This window comes from Pseudomonas sp. KB_12, assembly GCF_052114545.1.
Lineage (GTDB): Bacteria > Pseudomonadota > Gammaproteobacteria > Pseudomonadales > Pseudomonadaceae > Aquipseudomonas > Aquipseudomonas brassicacearum.
Map to the genome: position 1 here is coordinate 16,432 of NZ_JBFREY010000030.1, position 15,229 is coordinate 31,660.

A 15,229-nucleotide genomic window follows, 5' to 3' on the forward strand; every position below is an offset into this window, starting at 1 on the left:
CGCGATGGCGGTGTATCAGTCAAATGAATACTGACTGATCCAACGCCATCGCGAGCAAGCTCGCTCCCACAACATCAGTTGTTGCGAATTTTTTCCACAATCGCCGTCGTCGAGCTGTTTTCCACCAGCCCCAACACCTTCACGGTGCCGCCGTAGGCGGTGACGATGTCCGCACCCACGACCTGGTCGATCCCGTAGTCCCCGCCCTTGACCAGCACATCCGGCTTGACCTGGCGCAGCAGGTTTTCCGGCGTACCCTCGCTGAAGCTGATCACCCAGTCCACCGCACCCAGGCCGGCCAGGACCGCCATGCGCCGGTCGACGCTGTTGATCGGACGACCAGGCCCTTTGAGACGGCTCACGGACGCATCGTCATTGACCGCGACGATCAGGCGGTCACCTTGCGCCCTGGCCTGCTCGAGGTAGGTCACATGGCCCGCGTGCAGAATGTCGAAGCAGCCGTTGGTGAAGACGATTCGTTCGTTGTGGGCACGGGCGTCGTCAACGGCCAACAGCAGTTGCTCCAGGCCCAGAACGCCTCTCTCGGAGCCTTCCTCGCGCTGAATGGCGCGGCGCAGCTCGGGGGCGCTGATGGCTGCCGTGCCAAGCTTGCCGACGACAATGCCTGCCGCCAGGTTCGCCAGGGCGACCGCATGGGGCAATTCCTCGCCGGCAGCGATCGCCGCGGCCAGGGTGGAAATCACGGTGTCGCCGGCACCCGTCACGTCGAACACTTCCCGGGCACGGGCCGGCAGGTGCAACGCCGGGTGATCGGGGCGCAGCAGGGTCATGCCATGCTCGCCACGGGTCACCAGCAAGGCGCCAAGGTCGAGGTCTTGCATCAGCTGCGCGCCTTTGCTCACCAATTCGTGTTCATCGACGCAACCGCCGACGATGGTTTCGAATTCGCTGAGGTTCGGCGTGATCAGGCTGGCGCCACGGTAAATGGAAAAATCCTTGCCCTTGGGATCGGCCAGGACCGGAATGCCACGGGCACGCGCGGCCTGGATCAGCGCCTGGTGGTTTTTCAACGCGCCTTTGCCGTAGTCCGACAACACCAGGACCTTGATGCCTTCGAGCAGGTTGTCGACCTCGGCACCGAGGGCCAGCGGATCGGTGGCGAAAGGTTCTTCGAAGTCGATGCGCAGCAGTTGTTGGTGACGGCTCATGACCCGCAGCTTGACGATGGTCGGCTGGTGCGCAATGCGTTGGAATATCGCACGTACGCCCGCGCCCTTGAGGCTGTTGGTCAGGCTGTCGGCAGCCTCGTCGTCGCCGGTCACGCCCACCAGGGAAGCCGGCGCGCCGAGGGCGGCGATGTTCAGGGCAACGTTGGCGGCACCACCGGGGCGATCCTCGATGTGCTCGACCTTGACCACCGGTACCGGCGCCTCAGGGGAAATCCGTGAGGTACCGCCATGCCAATAGCGGTCGAGCATGACATCGCCGACCACCAATACAGGGGCTTGATCGAATCGCGGCATGGACAACTTCATGGAGCATCCCACATACAAAATGAACAGGGCCGCGATATTAGCACAGGGTTGGCGAAGGCTTGTCCATGGCAGCAACGCGAAGCCAGGATGGGGACTCGATCAGATTTGCAGCAACGCCGATAGTCGCGCACAAGCCTGGGCCAGCTCCACCTCGCTGGTGTTGATCTCACAGTCCGGCGCAAGCGGCGCCTCGTAGGGACTGTCGAGCCCGGTGAAGTTCTTGATCCGCCCGGCACGGGCCTCGCGGTACAACCCCTTTGGATCACGCTGGGCACAGACGTCAAAAGGGGTACTCACATAAACCTCCACGAAGGTGCCCTCGGGGAACAGATGTCGGGCCGCTTCCCGGTCAGCGCGAAACGGTGAGATGGCCGCAACGATGACGATCAGGCCGGCATCGACCATCAAGCGCGCCACCTCGGCAATGCGGCGGATATTTTCCTTGCGGGCCTCGGCATCCATGCCCAGGCCCCGGCACAACCCCTGGCGCAGGTTGTCGCCATCGAGCAGGGCCGTGTGCAGGCCCATCTGGTTGAGCTGCACTTCCAGGGCATTGGCCAGCGTCGACTTGCCCGCCCCCGACAGCCCTGTCAGCCAGATGCAGCGGGGGCGCTGGGCTTTGATGGCGGCCCGATCCTCGGGCGTGAGCGCCTGGGCAAAAGGACGAATCTGCACCTGTTGCATCGATACCTTTGACGTTTCATTCATAACCAAGCATCTCGTAGTCACGTTGGTACACCCGCCGTACCAGCCGACGGGTCCGTACCGAGCAAATTTCCCTTACCGGCACCGCAGCGCGCTGCCGGGTGCGGTTCACATGGGGCAACGTCGCAGCCAGTCCCAGATGCTCGCACACCCGCTGATAGTCCCTGCCCAGGTATTCCTGATAACCGATGAAGTCCATCGCCAGGTGGCCGAGGGAATCGGTGAGGAAATCTGTCTGGGCAGCGAAATGCAATTGCCGGGTGATGTTCTCCGGGTGCAGCCAGCGCGCGACGAAATCATCGAAGTCGCGGTATTGGCCGACCAGTTTCTGAGCCGCATGATCGCGCGGCCCCAACGTGTTGCCCCGCAGGAAAGCATAGGCCGAATATGCACGTTCCAGCGGATCACGAACAAAGGCAAACTTGAAACTGGCGGCGTACTGCTGCGCGAACTGCTCTTCGTACCAATACAACGGCAGGTGGCCCGGGGTGTAGCCATCGAAAAGCCCCACGCAAATACTGCTACCGGCGCATTTGGGCACATGGATGAACAGGCAGCCGCGCTGGGCGAAAGCTTCGGGGAAACGGCAATTGGCCGACATCGATTTGTTCACGACCTGCCGATCGACAACCGACAGGCGCCCCAACAGAAAGGAGCGCTGCGATTTGGGCAGTAACTTCCACAGATAGCGTTGCAGCATGCACGTCCACGCGCGAGAGGGATGGCCCCCTCGATGACTGAAGTTGGTCCAGGAAAATCCTGTGGCCAGACCTTAGCAGTCACGGGTCGCAGATTTATTGTGGGTTGGTCAAGGCAGGTAAGGATTCCGATACAAACCTGTGGGAGCAAGCCTGCTCGCGATGGCATGGCACATTCAACATCACCGCCCCAGACACACCGCTATCGTCGGAACGCCGCCCGGAGCAAGCTCGCTCCCACATTGGCACTGAGGCGCGCACAACATCTGTGTCCGACGCCGGACCTGTGGGAGCGAGCTTGCTCGCGATGGCACCGGCACATTCAAGATCACCGGCCCAGGCACGCCGCTATCGTCGGAGCGCCGCCCGGAGCAAGCTCGCTCCCACAGTTGATCGAAGCCGCTATCCCAGCCAGGGATCCGAACTCAGGCGATATTCTGGGCAGGGGCGTCCAGTCCCATGGCATGAAGACGCGAGTAGTAGCCATTCTGCGCCAGGAGCTCGCCATGGGTACCCCGTTCGACGATACGGCCCTGGTCCATTACCAGGATCATGTCGGCTTTTTCGATGGTCGACAGACGATGCGCGATGACCAGGGTCGTACGGCCTTTCATGACCTGGTCCAGCGCGGCCTGGATATGCCGTTCGGACTCGGTGTCCAGCGCCGAAGTGGCCTCGTCGAGGATCAGCAGCGGCGCGTTCTTCAACAACGCCCTTGCAATGGCCAGGCGCTGGCGCTGGCCGCCGGACAGCAGCACGCCGTTTTCACCCACCTCGGTGTCCAGGCCATTGGGCAACTGCTCAATGAAGTCCATGGCATAGGCATCCCGGGCCGCCTTTTCAATATCCGCCCGTGGCGCACCGGCCAGGTCGCCGTAGGCGATATTGTTGGCCACCGTGTCATTGAACAGCGTGACATGCTGGGTCACCTGGGCGACATGACGACGCAGGTTGCGCAGGCGGTAGTCTTCGATTTCCACGTCGTCGAGCAGGATCTGGCCGAGCTCATGGTGATAGAAGCGCGGAATAAGGCTCGCCAGGGTCGACTTGCCGCTGCCCGAACGGCCCACCAGTGCAATCATCTGCCCGGGTGCCGCGGTGAAGCTGATGTCCTTGAGCACCTCGCGATCAGCGCCGGGGTAGGTAAAGCTCAGGTTGCGCACATCAAGACGACCGCTGACCCGCTCCTGCTCGACCGTACCCCTGTCGACCTCCGGTTCGACATCCAGTTGCTCGAAGATGCTCTCGGCACCGGCCACGCCTTTCTGGATGGTGGAGCTGACTTCCGAGAGCTGCCGAATCGGCTTGGGCAGCAAACCCGCGGCCGTGATGTAGGCCACCAGGTCACCCGCCGTCGCGTCGCCACGCAGGAACAGCACCAGGAACATCAGGGCCGCCATGGCGGTGTAGATCACCAGTTGCAGCATTGGCGTATAGACCGCGCCGGTGCGAGTCATGCGCAATTGCTTATCGGTATTGCCCTGGCTGGCGTTGGTAAAGCGCTGCTCTTCGTAGGCCTCGCCGCCGAAGCTGCGCACCACGCGGTAACCCTGGATGGTCTCGGAAGCAACGTGGGTCACGTCGCCCATGGCCACCTGGATCTTTTTGCTCTGCTTGCGGAATTTCTTGCTGGTGCTGCTGACCATGACCGCGATCAGCGGCAGGATCGCCAACATCACCAGGGTCAGCTTCCAGTTCATCCATACAAGGTAGGCAAAGAGGAAGACCACGGAGAGACCTTCGCGGATCACCACCTTGATGGCATCGGTGGCGGCACCGGTGACCATGGTCACGTTGAAGGTGATCCGGGAGATCAGGTGCCCGGAATTGTGGGTGTCGAAATAGCGATTGGGCAGCACCAGCAATTTCTTGAACAACTCGACCCGCAGGTCGTGCACCAGCCCCAGGGAAACCTTGGCCAGGTAATAGTTGCCCAGGAACGACCCCAGGCCCTGCCAGGCCGCGATCAGGACGATCAGCAGCGGCACTGCCATCAGCAGTTTCAAGTCCTTGAGATACGGCACGTTGGGAAAGAGCACCGCATCGGGGTTGCTCAAGCCGTCGACGAAATATTTGAGAATCCCAGCCAACATGGGCTGGGTCGAAGCAAATATCACGAAACCCACGATACTCAGCAGGAAAATGCCCGCGTAGGGTTTGACGTATCCCAGCAACCGAAAATAGATCTTCAGGCTGGAATCCTGTTCCGCTTTGGGCGGTGCGTCACTCATCGTCGGGCTCACTGGTTAGGAAGAACGCGGAATTTTATCACAGCCACCGGAATTGGCCCGCGCCCAGGTCAAAACGCCGGCCAGGCCAATCGGCAACCAGGTAATGAACCATTCGGCGCGAGCGGTTCCGGTCAGGCTCGCAGCGTCGAACTGCATCGCCAGGAACGAAAACACCCACATACCAAGCACGCCCCGACCCAGCAGGCTGTCCCGGGCACGCCAGGCTTCGCGCAACACGGAGAACCAGACGATGCACCACAACAACAACCCCGGCAGCCCGAGTTGGATGGTGACGTGGCTGAACAGATTGTGGGCATGATCAAATTGGATGCCGTGGCTGATAACCCGATAGTCGGCTGCCAAGCCAAGACCGCCCCACGGACGCTCGGCAATCATGCGCAGGCTCGACATGAAAATCTCGGGACGATAGGAGGCACCGCGCGCCATGACCAACGGCTCGAACAGCCAGAAGGTCAGCATCGCCAGCACCAGGGCCGTGGCGGCGATAATCCGGGCACGCTGCCCCCGACAGTAAATTGGCATGGCCAGTACGCTAAGCAGCAAGGCCAGCGCAGCGCCGCGGCTCTGGCTCGCGACCACAAAGACGGCCAACACGCCCAGGGCTACCACCCAAAGCACTTGCAACCCTATATGACGCGGCATCCAGTGCAGCAACCAGATAGCCGCCAATCCGATCACGTAGCCACCGAGGATCGGATGGGACAATTCCCCCAGCCCTTCCAGGCGAGCATCCCAGTGATTGTTCGCATACCCGTAGAAATGGATGATGGCCATCAAGGCCGTCAGCGCGAGCCCCAGGCCACCCCATTGCATGATACGAATCACACGCTCGGGTCGGCCGTCGGCAAAAATCGGGAAAAACAACAGGAATGTCAGGATGTAGAGCAGTCGCTTGACCTCACGGACAGGCTCTGCCACCTCGGCCCAGAACAGTGTGGCCAACGCCCAGAGCATCAACGCCAGCAATGCCGTGCAGATCACCCTTTGGGCGCGCCACAACTCCACCAGCCGATGGCGGGCGGGCCAGGCGAAGACGATTACCGGCAACCAGACGAATGCAACCAACCCTTGCTGATAGATTTTGTTGGTCGGTGCCAGGGCTATCGCCAGCAAAAACCATAACAAGCCAAAGGCCATCCAGCCCTGCGCCCAACGTGTCGCCTGCATCTATCACTCCTAAACGGTGTACCAACCAAGCCGACATGGTGAAAACAAAAACTTTTGGGCATCATGGCCCGCCACGGCACCGGTTCTTTCAACAAGGTTTCCCTACGATGCAATCCTCACGGCTTCCCCAAGCCGCTTTGAATCAATTGATTGAAGGCGCCAGCATTCTGGAGGCCGACAGCTACGGCCCAAAAGTCTATCTGCTGCAGGATGGTAATATCCTCAAGCTGTTTCGCCGCAAGCGGTTTTTTTCTTCGGCCCTTCTAAGGCCCTATTCAACGCGATTCATCAATAATGCAGCCCGCCTGCAGAAGCTCGGTGTACCGACCCTCGAAGTGCTGGCCTTCTACAAATTGCAAAAACCCGGCATGACCGCCGTACTGTATCGACCTCTTCCGGGAAAAACCCTGCGTCAATTATCGAATCAGGAAAATTTCAGCTGGCAGCATACCCTTCCGGCGCTGGTCGAGTTGATCCGCAGCCTGCACGCCAGCGGTATTTATTTCCGCTCGCTGCACCTGGGCAACATCGTCGTCACGCCGGAAAACAAACTGGGACTGATTGATGTGGCCGACATGCGCTTCCTGCGCTCGCCGCTGCCACGCTACCTGGCACGCCGGAACTTGCAACATTTCGCTCGTTATATTGCCCGGGAGAACCTGAACGGGAGCTTTCCAATGCAGGCATTGGAACGTGCCCTATTGGCCTGAGATCAACTGCCGGGCGGTCTGGCTGAAACTCGACCAGGCCTCGTCAGGTGCCAGCGCCTGATACTGGACCGCCGCGACCGCACTGGACGGAGTCTGTGCCGCCCGCCTGATCGCCTCGCTCCAGCCCTCTTCGTCATTGAGCGGCGCGTACCAGCCGGTGTCGCCCAACTGCTCACGAAAGACCGCAAGTTCGCTGGCAAGCACCGGGACACCAGCCAGGACAGCCTCCTGGAGGATCAGCCCAAGGCCCTCGTCCAAGGACGGGATCAGCACCCAATCAAACGCCCTGTAGAGCGTCGCGACATCTTCCAGATGCCCTGTCAGCAAGACCTTGTCGACCAGATCCGGCTGGGCGATTCGCGCTTGCAGCGTCTCGCGCCGAGGCCCTTCACCGACAATCACCAGGCGCCAATCGGGATGGTTGGCCGCCGCCCGGCCAAACGCCTCCAGCAGACTGGCGAACCCCTTGTTGTCCACCAGCCGTCCTACGGCGCCAAATACCCGCCCCCCTGCGCCAGGCAACCCCAGCCGAGCACGCGCCTCTTCGCGAGACAGCAGTGCAGACTGGAAGGCCGCCGGATCGAACGCGCTACGCAGCGCAGTCACCTGGATGCCCAACTCGTCCTGGAGCGACATCGCGAGGGTTTCGGAGACCGCGGCCAGGGTCAGGCGTGAGGCAGGGAAGCCACGCAACAGTTCACGGCCCGCGGGATTGAGCCGTGTCGCACCATGGAAAATCACCACCACGCGGATCTGCGGCAGATCCTTGAGGACCGGCAACAAGGTACGCGCCACGCCAACGCCATCAAGCAACACCACACGAGCATCGCTGTCGAGAAATTCCTGGCGGAAACGGCTGTGCATCAAGGGCTTGAGCAGGCGCCAGACATGTCGTCCCTTGAGCTGGGCCGAGGTCATATTCCACTCAAGCGCCGCCCCGACATCCACCCGACAGGCAGCCGCCGCCCCCTGCAAGAGCCACGTCTTGACAGGCATCGCAGGCTCCATCCGCGAGAGGATCTGATTATGGACCTTGTGTACCGAAGCGAACGGCGAACCGCCCGCCCACATGACATTGATAACGCTCATCGAGCAGCAAACCTTTTATCGCGGACCAGGATCCGTGCTTGGCGGGATTAATAGTTGATAAGCCAGCCGATGCAGACTCCGAGCAAGAAAACCAAGGACAACTTGACGTGCTCGCGGCGCTTGCGGCGCTCCTTGCGCCGGCGCTCCACGGGCACTTCCACATGAACCCCGAATCCGGTGTGCAAAATAGCATCTCCTTCGAGCGTAACCGCCGTCAAGTTCAGCTGGGCATAGCGCATAGACAGAGCCTTTTCGCCACCGAAACTGGCAAAGGGTGCGCAGAGGCCATACTCCTTCAACCGTCGCAGGCCTGGGTTGAGCGAGAAGCTTTGCCATTCGGGCTTGTCTGAAATCAATGGATAACAGGGCACGCCACCAATGACTTCACGTTCGCCCAAGTGAATGTAGGGGCTATGTACGCACAAGTCGTAGACATAGTTGCGCAACCACACTTGGAGAATATCCGGCCGCAGCTCCAGGATCGTGCGCGAATCCTCGACGAAGGCCGGGCGATAGAACTCCCAGTCATCCTCGCAGTGAAAGACATAAGGCGTCTTGACATGCTCGTACGCCAGATCGATCGAGGCCAGTTGCCCCAGCTTCGGCCGATTGACGAAGACCCTCGTGCGGTCCTTCCAGTGAGCGGGGATGGCGGCATGTACACCTTCGTCACCGGCATCTTCGGTAATGAAGACTTCACGAATCGGCGCGGTATTGAAGCGGTCGAAGCTCTCCAGGGTCCGCTTGAGCAGATCGCACCGGCCGCAACTGGTTACCACAAGGGTAATATCACTCTCGTCGGAAAACTGCACTGCAATACCATCTAGTCAAACGCCACCCCTGAATCGGATGACTGAACGGTTCGTGTCAAACGCCCAGCCTCAGGCGCAATGTCTCCAGCAAACTCAGCGGAGCCCGAGGCCGCAAGGGCGGCTCCAGTGCTTCAACAATCTTCTGCCCGATGCGCGCGAAACTGAACTGCTCCAGCGCCAGCTCCTGGCCGTTGCGCGCCACACTGCGCGCCAGCTCGGGGTCGGCGCGCAACCGGGAAAGCTTTTCCTGGAGCTGCGCAATGTCACGGTACAACACCACGTTGTGCATGTCCTGCAACCCCAACGCGCGCGCCTCGTCGACGCCCTGATCGAACGCCAGCAGCACACAACCGCAGGCCATGGCCTCGAAATTCTTGATCATGAATTCGCCCATGCCCACGTCGGCACTGACGAAAAAGCGGATACGGTTGAGGGTCTCGCAATACTCTTCGCCGGACTTGGTCCGGGTCACGACCAGCGGCTCAACGCGTCCCAGCTCATCCAGCAGCGCCTTGCGACCGCTGTAGGCAACACTGTTGGTGCTACCAACGAAGGCCAACTCGATGTCCCGCTCACGGCCCTGATCCTGCAATAACGACTGATCGTAGCCCTTGGGCACGAAAACCGCATCGAAACCTTCGCCACGCAGACGTTCGGTCACCATGAAGCCGGAACTGATCACCCGCACCCACGGCAGGCGACGGTAATGCGCACTGAACTTGCCGGTGTATTTGCATGGAATGTAATTCTGGTAGGCATCGTGCTCGAGGATCACCAGGTTGGGGATCGTGCGGATGAAGCCGGCCTGGCGGATCTCCTGCTTGAAGCGCAGGAAAAATACGATCCGGTCATAACGCGAGACGTCCACATGGCGGCGGAAATATCCCCGCAGGTTGCGTTGTTCCTTGCTGTCGAGCCAGCGCAAGTCGCACTCGCAATGAGCGGCCACGCCTTCGTAGAGCCGGTCCAGAATGGCCCGCTGTTCTTTCTGCACCAGAAATAGAACTTTCATCGTCTTCCTTGCGGCACCGAACGACTTGATAAATAACCGGGGGCCTTTTTGCGCCGCAGCGCAAAGACGCCCCGCCTTGGGCCTTTACAGCCGCCAGAACAATTCATGGCGACGTACAGCCTTGCGAAAAAATTCGTTCTCGCCATACGCCGAGCCGGCGCGCCCGGCCAGCAGGCGCTGGAGGCCACGGCGCAGGCGACGCTTGAACGGCGCGCGCGGTTGCAGATCGTGCATCATGCCCAGCGCCATGGCCTTGTCACGCTGTCCAGGCACTGCCAGCGGCAGGCTGACAGGATGCATTGGCAGGGCCGGATCGAAATACGGCGGCAACGCAATGCCCGTACCCGTATTCCCCATGGGCCAACGGTCGTTGTCGTGCAAATGATTGGCGTAGCCCAACAGCGTGCTCGGCTGCCACTCCAGGCCTTCGAGGGCTTGCAGGACAGCATGATGGGCGCAGAGATGGTCCGGGTGCGGATCAAGGGTCGGATGCGGCAACACAATGACCTCGGGACGCGCCTTGAGCAGCAGTTCACGCAGGTCCGCCAACAGGTTGTTCCAGGTCGGCGCGCCGTCGGCATCGCCAGGCAGCAGGAACGGGTTCAACTGACGGAACAGCCGGGTATCGCTCAGGTCAGCCTCGCGAGAACCTTGGGGCTGGCTCGGCGCCGCTTGCATGGCCGCCAGTTGCAGGCAGAAGTAACCCAACTGCACACAATGCGCTTCAGGCACCCCGGCCCAACGCGGTACGGCGATGCTGTCCCAGGCGCGCAAACGGCCCTTGAGCCGCGCCGCTTCAACGCGATCCAAGCCCATCTGTCGATAATGTTCGGCTTCGATTTCACCGGCGGTCAGCGTGACGATCCAGGCTTCGTCAGCCTGGCTGTACAAGCCGTAGGCGGCCAGCTCCGCATCGTCGGCATGGGGAGCGATGACCATCACCCGCTGGTGCTGCACTTGCGGCGGCGTGAAGGACCATAGCGTCGGCTCGCCCAGCAAACGGCAATGGCGCCCGCGCAGGCGCAGCTCGCCTCGGGACAATGCCGGGCCCTGCTCGCTGAGATTGAGATAGCGCAGGCCGTTGACCCCGCGCTCGAAAGTTTGCAGGTCCCGTTCGCCGCCCAACAATTCGACAACCGGGTCGATGAAGCGCCCCAGCCGGGTGCTCTTGACCCGCAACGCGAGAATCAGCGTCGCGCCATCGTCCAGAATCACGCCTTCGTCCAGCCGCAGCCGCCCGGCATTGAGGTGCACCTTGGGTTGCTGGGTGAACGGCGGGAAGCTGTACTGGTAATCATCCCTGGGCGAATAGAACAGATGATCGGCGAACCACGCCTCATGGGCGATCCAACCCAGCACCGCCAGCACCAGGGGCAACCACCAGGCCACCGCCACCCCCAGCAAGGCCAGCGCGATGAGGGCGAGCAGCAGTCCCACGCGCTTGTTGCGACGGTGGCGCTTGAGCAACTGTTGCTTGCGACTGATCGGTGGGTTCATACGGTAAACACCGGCACGGGGTTGCACCAACGGTCCTTGTATTCCCGGTCCGCTCGGCCGAACGAAAAACGCAACGGCTTGCCGGCGGCACGGGCATGTTCCCAGGCGCTTTGGGTGTTGAGAAAGCTCAACACGCTGCCGGGGCTGAATTCGCGAGTCTGTGGGTCGACACCACCGTTGATGTACTCGACGCTGATCCATTCGGGCGCTTCGACGCGATACACCAATTGAATGGCAATCGGCGCATCGTTGAGGAAGATCACCGAACCGATCAGCCATTCGCGCAGCAACTCGATCACCTCGCCCATGCGCTCGGCACCGGTGGCCGCAAAGCCCCAGCGCCGCAGGAACAGGTCGCAGTAGATCGAGGCCAGCTCGGCGCTGGAAAACTCGCCGACCGGCCGTACCACCCCGCCCGCCTCTTCCAGCAAGCGCAGCTCACGGCGCTGGTTGTAGCGAAACTTCTTGGACAGTTCTTCCGGCGTGCGAGCCATGGCCAGTTGCTCCTGCTGCAACTTCAAGCCACTGAAGCGCCCCTCGTTGAGGGCCGACAGGTAACGCCCGCGATGACGCAACGGCGCTTGTGCATCGGGCGCCGCCGGCAGGATCAGTTCGGCATTGCCCAGGTCGAACAAGCCCTTCTTGCCGCTGCGCTTGAGCACGTCCTTGGACAACGCCAGGTCGCGGCCCCAAGTGGGTATGGCCGCCTTGAGTTCACCGTTCTGCTCGAACGCCAGATAACGCACGGGAATCCCGGCCAGGGCCGCCAGGCGCTCGACCACCAGGGGATGGGTCGCCACACTGCCGCCAAAACGCTGCCAGGCCTGGGCATAAATCGACGCGTCTACGGCTGTCCAGCCGCGCTCACGCCAGCCTTGGAATCGATTGAACATTCAGGCCCTCGGCGCCAGTTCGGTGACTTGGGGCAAACGCCAGAATGCCTCGCGTACGGCGCGATCCGAGAAGCGCTCGCGCAAGCGGTCGAGCATCAGCTCGGCGCATTGGCGACGCTGCAGATCGTCCATGGCCGCCAGGTGTTGCAGCCCCTGGGCCATGTGCTCGGCGTCGCCCAGCGGAAACAGGATGCCCACACCTTCGACCACTTCCTTGGCCCCCCCGCAGGCCGTGGCCAGCAACGGTACACCGGCGGCCATGGCTTCGAGCAGCACCATGCCGAACGGCTCATGGTCGGAACTCAGGGCAAACACATCGAACGCGCGGAAATAACGGCGCGCCTCGGGCACCTGGCCGAGCAACAGCACGCGATCGGCGATGCCCAATTCCAGCGCCAATGCCCGGAGGTCCTGCTCCAGGCGGCCCTTGCCAAGAATCGCCAGCTGACTGTTGGCCGGCAAATACTTCAGCGCCGCAGCAAAGCCGCGCAGCAGCGTGGCCTGGTCCTTGTCCGGGTGCAGGCGACCGACATTGCCGACAATCCAGGCCTGCGCATCCAGCCCCAGGGTCTGTCGTGCCTCCTCGCGGGAGACCAGGCTGGCCTGCGTGGCATCGAGGTCGATGCGGTTGTAGAGCGTCTGGATCCGCGTGGCCGGCCACTTCGGCAGGCAGCGGCGCATGTCGTCACGCACCGCATCGGAAACCCCGAGCAGGCTCAGGCGTTTACGAAAAACCTGGGCGAACAGCCGGCGGGTACGCCGTTGGTAGTCACCGAAGGCATGATGCACGCCGATCACCGGCAAGCGGGTACCGAGCAGGGCGATGTAGATCGGCTTGAAGCGATGGGCAATGCAGAAACTGAAATTGCGTGAGGCGGCAATCTTGCGCAGATCGCCGATGGCACCCAGCTTCAGGCCACGAATGGCACTGGAGCTGTACTCCATGAACAGCACCTCGTCCGAGGCACAAGCGGCGGCGACTTGTGCATCCGCCGCCCCGGTGAGAAACACCGTGGTCACGCGATAGCCAGTGCCCGTGAACAGGCTGGCGTACTGACGGGCGCAGTCCAGGAACGGCCCGTCATAACCGTGGCAGAACTGCAGCACATGTCGCTCAGCCGAGCGTGTCATAAGCGTCCACGCCGTCTTTGACCACCAGGATGTCTTCCATGATCAGGTACTGCAGGTCGGAACCGAAGAACATGTTCAGCGCGTCGGTCGGCGAGCAGATCATCGGTTCGCCACGACGGTTGAGCGAGGTATTCAGCGACACGCCATTGCCGGTCAGGACTTCCAGGGCCTTCATCATGTCGTAGTAGCGCGGGTTGTATTCGCGCTTGAGCACCTGGGCCCGGGACGTGCCGTCTTCATGGACGACTTCCGGCACGCGGGTTTTCCATTCTTCGGCCACTTCGAAGGTGAAGGTCATGAATGGCGCCGGGTGGTCGACCTTGATCATCTGCGGCGCTACGGTGTCGAGCATCGACGGGCAGAAAGGCCTCCAGCGCTCGCGGAACTTGATCTGCTCGTTGATGCGATCGGCCACGCCGCTGGCGCTTGGGCAACCGATGATCGAACGACCGCCCAAGGCACGCGGACCAAACTCCATGCGCCCCTGGAACCAGGCCACCGGGTTGCCGTCGACCATGATCTTGGCGATGCGCTCGGGGGTGTTGTCGATCTTGCGCCACGCAGGCTTGCTCGGATGACGGGCGCATGCAGCGATCACATCTTCGTTGCTGTAGGCCGGGCCGAGGTAGACGTGTTCCATCTTCTCTACTGGCACGCCACGAGCGTGGGACACATAAGCCGCCGCACCCACGGCCGTACCGGCATCGCCGGAAGCCGGTTGCACGAACAGCTCCTTGACGTCGTCACGGGCGATGATTTTCTGGTTCAGCTTGACGTTCAACGCGCAGCCACCAGCGAAGGCCAGCTTGCCGGTTTCCTTGAGCACGTCGCCCAGGTAGTGGTCGATCATTTGCAGCGCGAGCTTCTCGAACAGCGCTTGCATGCTCGCCGCGTAGTGAATGTACGGCTCGTCGGCGATGTCGCCTTCACGTTTCGGGCCGAGCCATTCGATCAGCTTCGGCGAGAAGTAGAAGCCCTTGCCCTTCTCTTTATAGCGACGCAGGCCGATCACGTTGGCGTAGTCGGTGTTGATCACCAGCTCGCCGTTTTCAAAAGAAGCCAGGCGCGAGAAATCGTACTTGGTGGCATCGCCGTAGGGCGCCATGCCCATGACCTTGAACTCACCGTCGAGCATTTCAAAGCCCAGGAACTCGGTGATCGCGCCGTACAGGCCGCCCAGGGAGTCCGGGTCGAAGAATTCCTTGATCTTGTGGATCTTGCCGTTTTCGCCGTAGCCAAAGAAGGTCGTGGCGTATTCGCCCTTGCCGTCGATGCCCAGGATTGCGGTTTTCTCCTGGAAGCCCGAGCAGTGGTAAGCGCTTGAGGCGTGGGCCAGGTGATGCTCGACCGGCTCGATCTTGATCTTTTTCGGATCGAAGCCCAGTTGCTCCAGGCACCAGACGATCTTGCGGCGATAGCGTTTGTAGCGACGGTTGCCCATCAGGATCGCGTCGAGGGCCCGGTCCGGGGCGTACCAGTAGCGCTTGGCGTAGTGCCAGCGCGCCTCGCCGAACAGGCTGATCGGGGCGAAGGGGATCGCCACTACATCGACGTCGGAAGGCTTGATGCCGGCCTGCTCCAGGCAGAACTTCGCCGACTCGTAGGGCATGCGGTTCTTTGCATGTTTATCGCGTACGAAGCGCTCTTCCTCGGCCGCCGCGATCAGCTTGCCGTCAATGTACAGCGCAGCGGAAGGATCATGGCTAAGGGCGCCGGACAGGCCAAGAATCGTCAATGCCACAGGGTCTAGCCTCTTATGTCTGCATA

General features: G+C 61.5%; 13 protein-coding genes. 1 reads left to right on the plus strand and 12 read right to left on the minus strand.

Annotated features, from left to right (window positions below; genetic code table 11):
• Positions 1–74: 74 nt before the first annotated feature.
• From hldE to AB4Z20_RS21740, 5 genes are all read right to left on the minus strand, one after another.
• Positions 75–1,496: a bifunctional D-glycero-beta-D-manno-heptose-7-phosphate kinase/D-glycero-beta-D-manno-heptose 1-phosphate adenylyltransferase HldE gene (gene hldE / locus AB4Z20_RS21720; protein WP_214511479.1), complete on the minus strand. Its 1,422-nt coding sequence runs from the start codon at positions 1,494–1,496 to the stop codon at positions 75–77.
• A gap of 99 nt (positions 1,497–1,595) precedes the next feature.
• Entirely contained in the window at positions 1,596–2,204 is a 609-nt protein-coding gene (gene cysC, locus AB4Z20_RS21725; protein ID WP_253471213.1) for an adenylyl-sulfate kinase, read from the minus strand.
• On the minus strand, positions 2,197–2,901 hold the full coding sequence (locus tag AB4Z20_RS21730; RefSeq protein WP_253471212.1) for a sulfotransferase family 2 domain-containing protein: 705 nt from the start codon (positions 2,899–2,901) through the stop codon (positions 2,197–2,199). The genes cysC and AB4Z20_RS21730 overlap by 8 nt, the downstream gene beginning before the upstream one ends.
• A gap of 423 nt (positions 2,902–3,324) precedes the next feature.
• Entirely contained in the window at positions 3,325–5,130 is a 1,806-nt protein-coding gene (gene msbA, locus AB4Z20_RS21735; protein WP_253471210.1) for a lipid A export permease/ATP-binding protein MsbA, read from the minus strand.
• A 15-nt stretch (positions 5,131–5,145) separates the two neighbouring features.
• Positions 5,146–6,318, minus strand: coding sequence for an O-antigen ligase family protein (locus AB4Z20_RS21740; protein WP_442090570.1), 1,173 nt, complete (start codon positions 6,316–6,318; stop codon positions 5,146–5,148).
• A gap of 107 nt (positions 6,319–6,425) precedes the next feature.
• Here AB4Z20_RS21740 and AB4Z20_RS21745 point away from each other — a divergent pair, with 107 nt between their 5' ends.
• Positions 6,426–7,028, plus strand: coding sequence for a toluene tolerance protein (locus tag AB4Z20_RS21745; RefSeq protein WP_442090571.1), 603 nt, complete (start codon positions 6,426–6,428; stop codon positions 7,026–7,028).
• On the opposite strand, the gene AB4Z20_RS21750 is transcribed toward AB4Z20_RS21745, so the two are convergent.
• The 7 genes from AB4Z20_RS21750 to AB4Z20_RS21780 form a co-directional block, all read right to left on the minus strand.
• Positions 7,017–8,117 carry a glycosyltransferase gene (locus AB4Z20_RS21750; RefSeq protein ID WP_442090572.1) on the minus strand — a complete coding sequence of 367 codons (1,101 nt, stop codon included), beginning with the start codon at positions 8,115–8,117 and terminating at the stop codon, positions 7,017–7,019. The genes AB4Z20_RS21745 and AB4Z20_RS21750 overlap by 12 nt on opposite strands.
• Before the next feature lie 47 nt (positions 8,118–8,164).
• Entirely contained in the window at positions 8,165–8,929 is a 765-nt protein-coding gene (locus AB4Z20_RS21755) for a glycosyltransferase family 2 protein (protein ID WP_442090573.1), read from the minus strand.
• A 55-nt stretch (positions 8,930–8,984) separates the two neighbouring features.
• Positions 8,985–9,941 carry a glycosyltransferase family protein gene (locus tag AB4Z20_RS21760; RefSeq protein WP_214511487.1) on the minus strand — a complete coding sequence of 319 codons (957 nt, stop codon included), beginning with the start codon at positions 9,939–9,941 and terminating at the stop codon, positions 8,985–8,987.
• A gap of 84 nt (positions 9,942–10,025) precedes the next feature.
• Entirely contained in the window at positions 10,026–11,426 is a 1,401-nt protein-coding gene (locus AB4Z20_RS21765) for a PIG-L deacetylase family protein (protein ID WP_442090583.1), read from the minus strand.
• 8 nt (positions 11,427–11,434) lie between these two features.
• Entirely contained in the window at positions 11,435–12,331 is an 897-nt protein-coding gene (locus tag AB4Z20_RS21770) for an antimicrobial resistance protein Mig-14 (protein WP_214511488.1), read from the minus strand.
• Positions 12,332–13,462: a glycosyltransferase gene (locus AB4Z20_RS21775; protein WP_258690254.1), complete on the minus strand. Its 1,131-nt coding sequence runs from the start codon at positions 13,460–13,462 to the stop codon at positions 12,332–12,334. It lies immediately after the preceding gene.
• Entirely contained in the window at positions 13,446–15,203 is a 1,758-nt protein-coding gene (locus tag AB4Z20_RS21780) for a carbamoyltransferase family protein (protein WP_003197115.1), read from the minus strand. The genes AB4Z20_RS21775 and AB4Z20_RS21780 overlap by 17 nt, the downstream gene beginning before the upstream one ends.
• Positions 15,204–15,229 lie beyond the last annotated feature (26 nt).